Source organism: Tardiphaga sp., assembly GCF_025356345.1.
Classification (GTDB): domain Bacteria; phylum Pseudomonadota; class Alphaproteobacteria; order Rhizobiales; family Xanthobacteraceae; genus Tardiphaga.
In genome coordinates, this window is the sequence record NZ_JANXTC010000099.1 from 38,312 (window position 1) to 48,433 (window position 10,122).

A 10,122-nucleotide genomic window follows, 5' to 3' on the forward strand; every position below is an offset into this window, starting at 1 on the left:
TCAGACACGCGAGCCCACCCTGTGCTGCAGCAGTCCATTGGGAAACAGGTTGAGCGTCACCAGGATGAGGCCGAGCATGAAGGTGTTGTTGAATTCCGGCGAGACATAGAAGGTGAACAGGTTGACGACGATGCCGACCGTGATGCCTCCCACGGCGGCGCCAGGCAGACTGGCGAAGCCGCCGACGACGGCAGCCGCAAAGGCATTCAGCATGAACGACGGCAATGTGGTGGAGCTGAGAAACGTCGTCGGCACGATCAGCAGCGCGGCGATGACGCCGAGAAGCGATGCTGCCACCCAGGCGAACAAATGGACCGAGCGCATGTTCAGGCCGCAGACCTCGGCCGCGAACGGGTTGCTGGAGACGGCGCGAAACGCGATGCCGAGCCGGGTGCGATCGATGATGAAGAACAGTCCACCGATACAGATCAGCGTGGTGGTCAGAATGGTGAGGTCATAGCTGGAGATGCGCAAGCCGAGCACGACCATACTGAAACGCGGGATCGGCAGATCGAGGTTGACGATATCCGATCCGAACAGCAACTGGATCGCGCCCTGCATGATCAGGCCGATGCCCAATGTGGCGATGGTGCTGGTGAGATCGGATTCGAACACGATCGGCGCGATCACGGCGTAGCTAAGAATAGCGACCATGATGCTAATGGTCAGCGCCAGCAGCACGGCGGAGCCCCACGACAGGTTGAGAAACCAGCCGCCGGAGAAGCCGTACACGAGAAACGCCGCCAGCCCCGCGGCATTGCCGTGGGAAAAATTCACCACCTTGGAGCACTTGAACACCATCACCAGCCCCAGCGCGCCGAACGCATAGAGGCAGCCGGAGATCAGACCGCTCCAGACCAGTGAAAACAGATCACGGCCGATGCTGGCAAATGTCGTCATGGCTTGCCCTGCTTCTCGATCAGCTCGAGCACCACCGGAAAGTAACGGCCGCCGAGACCGGCATCGATCGCGCCCTGGTAGTAGCGCTGAGCGGTCTCCGCGACATTGGCCTTGACGCCGCTGGCTTCGGCCAGCTCGAGCACGTAGCTGATATCCTTCAGCACGTATTCCGGCGGAAATGCCTTATCGGGAAAGCTTCGCGTCAGCATCGCCTTGCGGCCGTGATTGCGCAGCACAAAGCTGTCGCCCGAACCTTTCGAGACGGCATCGAGCATCACTTCCGGTGCCACGCCGGCACGTTCCGCCACCACCATCATCTCGGCCAGCGCCGCCACATGCTCGAACACCAGCATGTTGTTGACCAGCTTCAGCACCTGGCCGGTGCCGACCTTGCCGCCATGGGTGATGTCGGATGCGATCATGTCGATGAACGGGCGAATGCGGGCATACAGCGCGTCGGGCGCGCCGACCATCACGCTCAGTTTGCCCTGCTGCGCCGCCTCTCTTGTGCGCGCCACCGGCGCATCGGCGAAAGCGATGCCGTGGCCGGCCAGCATGGTGTCCACTTCCCGCGCCACTGCTACCGACGTGGTGCTGAGATCGACGATGGTGGTCCCGGATTTTGCGTGGCGGGCGATTTCAGCGGTTACGGCTGTGACCTGCTTGCCACCTGGTAGCGACAGGAAGATCACATCCGAATGTGCCGCAAGTGCCTCGATGGTGGAGACGAATTCGGCCCGCGTGTCCTGCAAAATCGAGAACGCGGCGGAGTCGAGGTCGAAGGCCACGAGCCGGCCGGTGTGCTTCACAGCCATGTTGCGGCACATGGGACCACCCATGACGCCGAGGCCGATGAAGCCGATCGTTACTTGCTTGTCCATGCGCTCAATCCATCAACATGCCGCCATTGACGTCGAGCACCGTGCCGGTGATCCAGTTCGACGCTGGCGAGCAAAGAAACAAAATGGCCTGGGCGATATCTTCAGGCTGACCGTAGCGACCGAGCGGCACGCTGTTATGCGCGGACGGCGGCGCACGCTGCGTCACCTTCTCCCACATCGGCGTTTCGACGGGACCGGGCGCAACCACGCTGGCATAGACACCCTTGCCGGCGCCGGCCTTGGCGACCCACTTGAACAGGCCGTGCACCGCAGATTTAGCGGCGACGTAGGACGGACCTGCGGCAACGCCGCCGATTTTTGCTGCGATCGAACCCACGGCGACCATCTTGCCGTAGCCCTGCGCCGCCATCACCGGGAACATCTTGCGCACCGGATTCAGCACGCCGAAGAGATTGACGTCGAGAATCGACTGCCATTCCTCGTTGGTGGATTCCGTCAACGGACGGTGCGAAATGCTGCCGGCGCAGAGGATCAGAACGTCGATCCGTCCGGTCTCCTTGAGCACATCGTCGATGACCGTATCGGTATCGGTCAGCGAGGTGACGTCGTAGCGACGATAGGTAATGCCTGCGGCACCGCCGAAATCACCAGTTTCGGCGATATCGGTGGCAATCACCCGGGCCCCTGCGGCGGCCAGCGCCAGAGTAGTGGCACGCCCGATGCCGCCGGTCGCGCCTGTGACCAGCGCCACCTGTCCATCGAGACGCGCCGGGGCGCTAAGCGGGATATTTACCATTGGTGCTCCTTGGTCTTTTCGTCTGGTTGGTCGCGAATACCTGGCGCCGTACTGGACGCCAGGTACCTGTTTGGTGTCGAAACTTACTTGGCGTCGAAAGCAACCGCCGGATACGGCTTGAACGTACGGACCAGTTCGAAGCTGCCGTTCTTTGCCTGGATGATGGCTTCCTGACGGGTGCCGCGATGATCGCCCGGCGCGAAGGTGACGCTGTGAGCACCACCCACCGTCGCATCCTTCAGGCCATCAAGCGCAGCCACGAGGTTCTCGCGAGTCAGAGGCTTGCCGCTGGTCACCAGTTTCTCGAAACCCTGGCCGAACAGAGCCGCGTTGCTCCAGCCGTTGAGGCCGAACACGCCGATCGGATCGTTGGGATAGTATTTTGCCACCGCTTCGCGATAGGCCTTGATTTCCGGATCGTCGCCAGTCACCGGCAGCAGCCACGACGAAAAGAACACGCCATTCAGCAGATTGCCGGCGAGCTTGAAGGTGGAGGGATCCGCGGTGAAAAACGGCGCGAACCACTGGGCCTTCACATCCTGGCGGTCGGCAGCCTTCAAGGCGGAAGCGAGGTTAGCATTCGAGCCGAACAGGATCACAGCCTCCGCGCCGGAATTGGCGATGCGGCGGATCTGCGGGCTGAAGTCGGTGGCGGTTACTTCGAACGACAGCGATTCCGCCGGAGTCACGTTCTTGCTCGCCATGTAAAGATCGAAGCCGCGCTTGGCGGAGCGTCCAAGTTCGTCGTTCTCCCACAGCAGCGCGATCTTCTTCAGCTTCAATTCTTCCAGCGCATACTGGGCATTGGATGCGGCGGACCAGCCGTAGTCGGGCAGCAGCGGAAAGACGTTCGGTTCGTTGAAGAACGCGCTGGCGCCGCCGATCGGTCCGATCATGGCGAGCTTGGTTTCCTTGGCGTAGGGAATGACCGCCATGTTGGTCGCCGTGCCGACCGCGGCAACGAGGGCAAAAATCTTGTCGTCCTCGACCAGCCGCTTGGCGACGCCGACGCTGCGGGCCGGCTCGTAGCCATCGTCATAGGTGACGTACTTGATCTTCCAGCCGGCGATGCCGCCTTTGTCGTTCATATGGCGGAAATAGGATTCAGCCGCATGGGTGAGGATCGCGTAAAACGGCACCGGGCCGGTGATCGGCGTGAAGCCGCCGATGGTGACGGTCTTGGTGACGGTGTCGATCCCGACCGACGCGTCCTGGGCATGCGCTGACGGCATTGCGCCGAAGGAGCAGGCGGTGACGACGGCCAGAGTAGCTGCGATTGATCGCATTGTTCCCCCCTTTGTTTATATCGTTACCCGACTTATACAACGGTTCTAAAAACGCACAATGCACAATGCGTCATTTCCGTAGAATTGCTCAGTATTTCCGCACCGGTGCGCACCTCCTTTTTCAGGTGTTCGGAAATGCCTGCTACTTGCGCGGCTCTTCGATAGTGTCGCGCAATTCTTCCCAGCCGGATTCGATGTGGCGCCGCATCGTCAGCGTGGCGGCAGCCACGTCACCGGCACACATCTGCTGCAGCAGTTCCTTATGCTCGGCTGCAGCCCGGGTGGCCCGGCCGTCGATCCGGTTGATGACATCGAACGGATAGCGGGCCCAGAGAATCTGGACAAAGTGGAAGGTCTGTTTCTGGTCTGCGATCGTATAGAGTCGACGATGAAACCGGTAGTTCACGCCGCGCGCGAGGCTGCTGTCCTGATTCACCGCAGCTGCCTCGAATTCAGCCGCCAGAGCCTGCAGCTCCTTGACGTCCTCGGAAGTCAACCGCTCAACTGCGCCACGGACGAGTTCTGCTTCCAGCAACATGCGCAGGTTGATGATCTCGCGCGAAGTCGTGGCGTCGAACGAGACCACCGTGGCCCCCTTGAAGGAACTGCCGCTGAGATAGCCTTCGGCCGCCAGTAGCTTCAATGCCTCGCGCACCGGGGTAATGCTGGTCTTCAGCAGTTGCGCGATCTCCACCTGCTTGATGCGCGCGCCACGCGCGATGCTGCCGGAGATAATGCCTTCGCGAAGGAAGTCCGCGACCTGCTCTTCCTTGGTTCGATATTCCATCGTGATCCTGCGTTCATGCGCCGTTACGAGTCCCGGGTCGCCAGGAACTTCCTACGCACGATGCGGTGCGCCATCAACCCCCGTGAGCTTGCGGCGGCAAATCCAGCCGCACCACAAAACCTTCCAGGTCGGCCCGCGGTGCCCGATAGCGGCTCATGACCAGCGGGTCATGGGCCGGCACGATATGGTCGTCAGAGTCAGCCAGTTCGCGAATGGTCGCATGCGCGGCCAGCATCCTGGAGATATCATGCGCCACCGCGAACGGGATCGTCCGCTCCAGTTCCTCGTAATAATGCAAGGCATCGGAGGCCAGCACAAGCCAGCCGCGCTGCGTGCGGACCCGGACAATTTCCTGGCCGGCGGTATGGCCGCCGACATGATGCAGCGAGATGCCCGGCATCAGGTCGAGCACCGGTCCATGCACAATTACGCGCTCCTGATACAGCAAATCGATGACGCTGTTGATCTCCTTCGGCCCATACGGACGGCGCAGGAAATAATATTGCATGTCCGGACCGGTCGCATACTGCATCTCGATCTTTGGCACATAAAAGCGAGCGGCCGGGAACTTGTCGAGATTGCCGATGTGATCGTAGTGCAGATGGGTCAGGATGACGGTCTCCACCGCAGCCGCGTCAAAGCCTAGCGCCGTCAAAGCCTCGGTCGGACACCGCAGAAATTGCAGATTCTGCCGTTCGATGACCGTTTGCGAGGTGCCGGTATCGACCATGATCGCGCGGCGGCCTCCAACCAGCAGCCAGCAGAAAAAGTCCATCGTATGCGGCTGCAACGGGTTCGCGTCGGAGATGAAGTTCTGGCCACGAAGCCGTGCCGTGTTGGTGGCAAAGCGGATGGCGTAGACTTCGTAGGTGGTATCGTCCATGCCGGTTGTCATCACGTGCTGGCGAAACTGACGTCGCGGGAAGTCGTCACTTCCGCATAGCGGCGCAGGCCGCCCAAGGCGAATTCGTGCTCCTCGTCGGTGGCGCCGCAGCAGCAATCCTCGAGAATGGTGCAGGCATAATCGCGATCATGGCCTTCGCGGGTCGCGCCCTGCACGACGCCGTTGGTCGAAACGCCGCACAGCACCAGGCGGCCGATGCCCTGCGCGCGCAGGATCGGCTCGAGGCTGGTGCCGTAGAATGGGCTGACGCGATGCTTGACGATGTCGAAATCGCCGGGCTGCGGCGCGAACTCGTGATACACTTCTGTGCCCCAGGTACCCAGCTTGAACAGTCCGTTGTCACGGGCCTTGGAGAAGATCGGCGAATTCGGCGGACACTCGCGATAGTCCGGCGAGAAGCCGACGCGGACATATCCGATCTTGACATTGGCTGCGCGGGCGGAAGCGATGGCGCGCACTGTGTTGGCGTACATCCCGCGCTCGGTTCCACGCGCAACGTAGGTTTTGGCGTTCACGCCATCGGAATGAACGAGATCGTTCATCATATCCATGACCAGCAGCATCGATTTCATATTGGTATCATCCTCTGAAAAGTTCTCAGGTCAACGCATCGATCACGCTGGAATCAATGACATCCTTGTAGTTTACGGATTTCACCTCGTCGCCGAATGCCTGCATGAAATCCTTATTCTGGTCGAAAGCCTGCTGCGTCAGCGTCATCCGGCGCGCAAAAGCGGTGCGTTGATCGGTGACCGCATGCTGCACCAGCGCCAGATCGGTCTGGCTCCAGATCGCCTTCTGGACCGCAGCTGCGGCTTTCGCCGGGTCATCGTGGATCAGCACATTGGCTCGGGCGAGGCCACGGGCCAAACCACTTAGTTCTTCGCGCTTCGACTTCATCGCCGTCGGGTTGGCCGACAGAATGGTGTAGACGAAGTCCCGCAACCCAGGCACCTGGCCCTGCGACGGCCTTGCGACCCAGACGGCGAGTCCTTCATCGATGGCACGGATATTCGCCGGCGCCGTGGTGTTGTAGCCGTCGATCTGGCCCGCCCTGAGTGCCGGATACATCTGGTCGAGCTTGATCACCGTCAGGGTCACGTCTTTGTCCGGATCCATGCCGGCTATCTTGAAAAGGTATCGCCACATCTTGTCGATACCGCTGCCGCGTCCGCTGACCGCGAGGGTCATGCCTTTCAGACAGCGGATCCGCTCGATCAACGGCATGTCGGGCCGCAGCCCTGCTTTGTCGGCCGCGGCCTTGCTGATGATCGCGTCACTGGCATATTGCGTCATCAGCGGTGCAAACACCGAAATGCGCTGGCCTTTGGTGGCCGCCAGGATCACATCGCTGAGCACCAGGCCACAGATATCAAAACTGCCGCCCAACATCGCCGCCATCGCAGTGGTGCCGCTTCCGGTCTGTACCAGTTCGACGTCCAGCCCCTCCTCCACTAGAAAGCCTGCGGCCTTGGCGACAAACAGCGGCAGATAGGCAAAGGTAAAACCGCCAACGCCGATGGTTAACTTTCGGACCGGGGCGGCAGCAAATACGGGACGACCGAGTCCCAGTGCGACACCTGCGACAGCGCCTTGAATCAACATCCTTCGTGTTGTCATCGTGACCTTCCTGAAAAATCTGTTATTTCAATATCAGCGCCAGCGGAATAGCCAGCGCTCCAGCCAGCCAAGTCCTTCGTTCAGCGTCGTGGTCACGGCCATCAGCGCGAACAAGGCGGCGAACACGCCGGCTGTATTGAACTGGCCGGCCGAATCCTGGGTCAGGAAACCGATGCCCTGGTTGGACGCCATCATTTCCGCCGCCACCGCGCCGACAAATCCGTAGGGTAATCCAAGCTTCAGCCCGGTGAAAATCCACGGCAGCGCCGCAGGCAGCACGACGTTTTTCTGGATATAGAACTTGCTGGCGCCCATCAGGGTCATGGCCTCGATCAGCCGACGATCGACTAGGCGAACGCCGCTCATGGTGTTGAAGAACATCAGGAAGAACACGCTGACCGCGGCGAGCACGATCTTCGGTGTCATGCCGATGCCGAACCACATGATGAACAAAGGCGCCAACGCCACTTTCGGGACACCATAAACAGCCGTCACGAACGGATCGACCGTGCGGCGGGCCGTTTCACTGCGGCCGATCGCGAGCGCTGCGGCGATCGCAGTGACCGACCCGATCAGAAAACCGATCAGGGTTTCCTGGAACGTCACCAGCAAATGTCGCTGCAGCAATCCGGAGCGCGTCCATGTCACCAGCATTGTTGCGATCTCAAGCGGGCTGCTTAGCCAGAACGGGCTGACCAGTCGGCCGGACGCGCCTTGCCAGGCAGCGAGAAAAACAACGGCAACGATGATCCGATAGAGGACGACGCGATCCTTGACCGGCGTTTCGTCATGCTCGACAGGAGCGATGTCGCCTCCAGCCTGTAGGATTGTTGAAATGGTGCTCATGCGACAGCCTGCTCGCGGCGCAACTCGATCGCGTTCCACAGCGCGCGGTAGTGCGCTTCGAAGTGCGGCGAGAACCGCACCTCGTGCACGTCGCGGGGCCGCGGGATCAGAATGCGCTCTTCATGTTTTATGACAGTGGGTTGCGACGACAGCACCAGCACCCGGTCTGACAGTGTAATGGCTTCGGCGATGTCGTGGGTGACGAACACGATCGTCTTGCCGGTGCCGGTCCAGAGACGCAGCAACTCTGCCTGCAATGCAAGTTTCAACTGCGCATCCAGCGGGCCGAACGGTTCATCCATCAGGATGGTTTTGGGATCGTAGATCAGCGTGCGCGCCAGCATGGTACGCTTCTGCATGCCGCCGGAAAGCTGCCGCGGGTAGTGCTTGCCGTAGCCTTCGAGGCCGACCTTCGCGAGAATGCCGTCCACCGCGCGAGCCCGCTCCGGCGCAGGCACGTTGCGAATTTCGAGCGGCACGCCGACATTCTCGGCCACCGTGCGCCACGGCAGCAGACTGTCGTGCTGCGTAAGATAGGCGATGGTTTTGCTGACGCCCCTGACGCGGCTTCCATCATAGGTGATGGAGCCCGATGTTGGCATATCGATACCAGCCAACAGATTCAGGATGGTGGATTTGCCGCTGCCGCTCGGACCGATCACCGAGACGAACTCGCCCGGCGCGATATCGATGTTCACATCGCTGAGAATTTCCGAGCGCTTGCCAGCCGAGACGAAGGATTTACCGACATGCTGCAGCCGGGCAAGGAATTGGCCATCCGCAACAGCGGATTCCCGGTTCGGCAAAATCATCTCTCCCATGCGTGTCGCGCTCCAATGACCGACATCGTATTAGTATGCATTATCCACGATATATTCTGGCGCAGCAAGGATTGTCGTCGAGCGTGCGGATCTAGTTCAGGCGATTGATCAGGCCGCGCGCGATCACCTGTGCCTGGATTTCCGCAGCGCCTTCGAAGATCGACAGGATGCGCGCGTCGCAGAGCACGCGGCTGATCGGATATTCGATGGCGTAGCCGTTTCCGCCATGAACCTGCAGGGCGCAGTCGGCGTTCGACCAGGCGACGCGCGCGGCGAGCAATTTGGCCATGCCGGCCTCGATGTCGCAGCGATGACCGCCGTCCTTCTGCCGTGCGGCAAAATAGGTCAGCTGACGCGCCATCATAGTTTCCGTCACCATGAACGCGATCTTGGCGCTGACGCGCGGAAAGCCGAGAATGGCCTTGCCAAACTGGATGCGGTCGCGCGCGTAGTTGGCCGCGAGTTCCAAAGCATTCTGCGCCACGCCGAGCGCGCGGGCGCCGGTCTGGATACGCGCGCTTTCAAAGGTCTCCATGAGCTGCTTGAAGCCCTGGCCTTCGACGCCGCCGAGGAGATTGCCCACCGGGACCTTGAAGTTGTCGAAGCCGATCTCGTATTCCTTCATGCCACGATAGCCGAGCACGCGGATTTCCGTGCCGCTCATGCCCTCGGCTGGAAATGGATTATCATCAGTACCGCGTGGCTTTTCCGCCAGCAGCATCGAGAGCCCGCGATAGCCGTCGGTGGCCGGATCGGTGCGCACCAGCAAGGTCATCAGATCGGAGCGCGCGCCGTGGGTGATCCAGGTCTTCGCTCCGGTGACGTAGTAATAGTCGCCGTCGCGAACCGCGCGGGTGCGCAGGCTGCCGAGATCGGAGCCGGTGTTCGGCTCGGTGAACACAGCAGTCGGGAGCACGGCGCCCGAAGCCAGCTCCGGTAGCCAGCGCATCTGCTGCTCCGGTGTACCGGCAAGACCAATGAGTTCAGCGGCGATTTCCGCCCGCGTGCCCAGCGAGCCGACGCCGATATAGCCACCGCTCAGCGCTTCGGAGACCACGCACATAGCGATCTTGCCGAGGCCCGACCCGCCATGCTGCTCGCCGACCGTGAGGCCGAATACGCCCATGTCGCCGAGCTGTTTGACAATCTCGATCGGAATTAACTCGTCGCGCTGGTGCCAGCCTTGCGCATGCGGCGCGATCTCCGCGGCCGCATAGCGCAGGAACTGGGTGCGGATCGCATCGATCGTTTCGTCGGCGAGTCCGACCTCGCCAAACTCTCCCTTCGACGCCGACTGCGCGAGCAGCACCCTAGCTTCAT

11 protein-coding genes are annotated in these 10,122 nt (G+C 61.2%); all 11 read right to left on the minus strand.

Going from position 1 to position 10,122, the window contains the following annotated elements; genetic code table 11:
- The gene (locus Q0S16_RS05565) at positions 1-900 is read right to left on the minus strand and encodes a branched-chain amino acid ABC transporter permease (RefSeq protein ID WP_295845938.1); all 900 of its coding nucleotides are present in this window, start codon (positions 898-900) and stop codon (positions 1-3) included.
- Entirely contained in the window at positions 897-1,781 is an 885-nt protein-coding gene (locus Q0S16_RS05570) for an NAD(P)-dependent oxidoreductase (protein ID WP_295845940.1), read from the minus strand. Before Q0S16_RS05570 ends, Q0S16_RS05565 begins: the two co-directional genes overlap by 4 nt.
- A gap of 4 nt (positions 1,782-1,785) precedes the next feature.
- Positions 1,786-2,538, minus strand: coding sequence for an SDR family NAD(P)-dependent oxidoreductase (locus Q0S16_RS05575; RefSeq protein WP_295845941.1), 753 nt, complete (start codon positions 2,536-2,538; stop codon positions 1,786-1,788).
- Between the two features lie 83 nt (positions 2,539-2,621).
- Positions 2,622-3,824, minus strand: coding sequence for an ABC transporter substrate-binding protein (locus tag Q0S16_RS05580; RefSeq protein WP_295845943.1), 1,203 nt, complete (start codon positions 3,822-3,824; stop codon positions 2,622-2,624).
- 142 nt (positions 3,825-3,966) lie between these two features.
- Positions 3,967-4,611 carry a GntR family transcriptional regulator gene (locus Q0S16_RS05585; RefSeq protein ID WP_295845945.1) on the minus strand — a complete coding sequence of 215 codons (645 nt, stop codon included), beginning with the start codon at positions 4,609-4,611 and terminating at the stop codon, positions 3,967-3,969.
- Between the two features lie 73 nt (positions 4,612-4,684).
- Positions 4,685-5,494, minus strand: coding sequence for an N-acyl homoserine lactonase family protein (locus Q0S16_RS05590; protein ID WP_295845946.1), 810 nt, complete (start codon positions 5,492-5,494; stop codon positions 4,685-4,687).
- A gap of 11 nt (positions 5,495-5,505) precedes the next feature.
- Positions 5,506-6,087 (minus strand): cysteine hydrolase, encoded by a 582-nt coding sequence (locus Q0S16_RS05595; RefSeq protein WP_295845947.1) that lies wholly within the window; start codon positions 6,085-6,087, stop codon positions 5,506-5,508.
- 25 nt (positions 6,088-6,112) lie between these two features.
- Positions 6,113-7,120 carry an ABC transporter substrate-binding protein gene (locus Q0S16_RS05600; RefSeq protein ID WP_295845948.1) on the minus strand — a complete coding sequence of 336 codons (1,008 nt, stop codon included), beginning with the start codon at positions 7,118-7,120 and terminating at the stop codon, positions 6,113-6,115.
- A 48-nt stretch (positions 7,121-7,168) separates the two neighbouring features.
- Positions 7,169-7,981 (minus strand): ABC transporter permease, encoded by an 813-nt coding sequence (locus tag Q0S16_RS05605; RefSeq protein ID WP_295845951.1) that lies wholly within the window; start codon positions 7,979-7,981, stop codon positions 7,169-7,171.
- Positions 7,978-8,802: an ABC transporter ATP-binding protein gene (locus tag Q0S16_RS05610; protein ID WP_295845954.1), complete on the minus strand. Its 825-nt coding sequence runs from the start codon at positions 8,800-8,802 to the stop codon at positions 7,978-7,980. The genes Q0S16_RS05605 and Q0S16_RS05610 overlap by 4 nt, the downstream gene beginning before the upstream one ends.
- 91 nt (positions 8,803-8,893) lie before the next feature.
- The coding region (locus Q0S16_RS05615) for an acyl-CoA dehydrogenase family protein (RefSeq protein ID WP_295845956.1) at positions 8,894-10,122 on the minus strand (1,229 nt) is incomplete at its 5' end.

Excerpts from the sequence above, each read along its gene's own strand:
- Q0S16_RS05605 (WP_295845951.1), bottom strand. The coding sequence starts at position 7,981 with ATGAGCACCATTTCAACAATCCTACAGGCTGGAGGCGACATCGCTCCT.
- Q0S16_RS05585 (WP_295845945.1), bottom strand. The coding sequence starts at position 4,611 with ATGGAATATCGAACCAAGGAAGAGCAGGTCGCGGACTTCCTTCGCGAA.
- Q0S16_RS05595 (WP_295845947.1), bottom strand. The coding sequence starts at position 6,087 with ATGAAATCGATGCTGCTGGTCATGGATATGATGAACGATCTCGTTCAT.
- Q0S16_RS05610 (WP_295845954.1), bottom strand. The coding sequence starts at position 8,802 with ATGGGAGAGATGATTTTGCCGAACCGGGAATCCGCTGTTGCGGATGGC.
- Q0S16_RS05590 (WP_295845946.1), bottom strand. The coding sequence starts at position 5,494 with ATGGACGATACCACCTACGAAGTCTACGCCATCCGCTTTGCCACCAAC.
- Q0S16_RS05575 (WP_295845941.1), bottom strand. The coding sequence starts at position 2,538 with ATGGTAAATATCCCGCTTAGCGCCCCGGCGCGTCTCGATGGACAGGTG.
- Q0S16_RS05570 (WP_295845940.1), bottom strand. The coding sequence starts at position 1,781 with ATGGACAAGCAAGTAACGATCGGCTTCATCGGCCTCGGCGTCATGGGT.
- Q0S16_RS05565 (WP_295845938.1), bottom strand. The coding sequence starts at position 900 with ATGACGACATTTGCCAGCATCGGCCGTGATCTGTTTTCACTGGTCTGG.
- Q0S16_RS05580 (WP_295845943.1), bottom strand. The coding sequence starts at position 3,824 with ATGCGATCAATCGCAGCTACTCTGGCCGTCGTCACCGCCTGCTCCTTC.
- Q0S16_RS05600 (WP_295845948.1), bottom strand. The coding sequence starts at position 7,120 with ATGTTGATTCAAGGCGCTGTCGCAGGTGTCGCACTGGGACTCGGTCGT.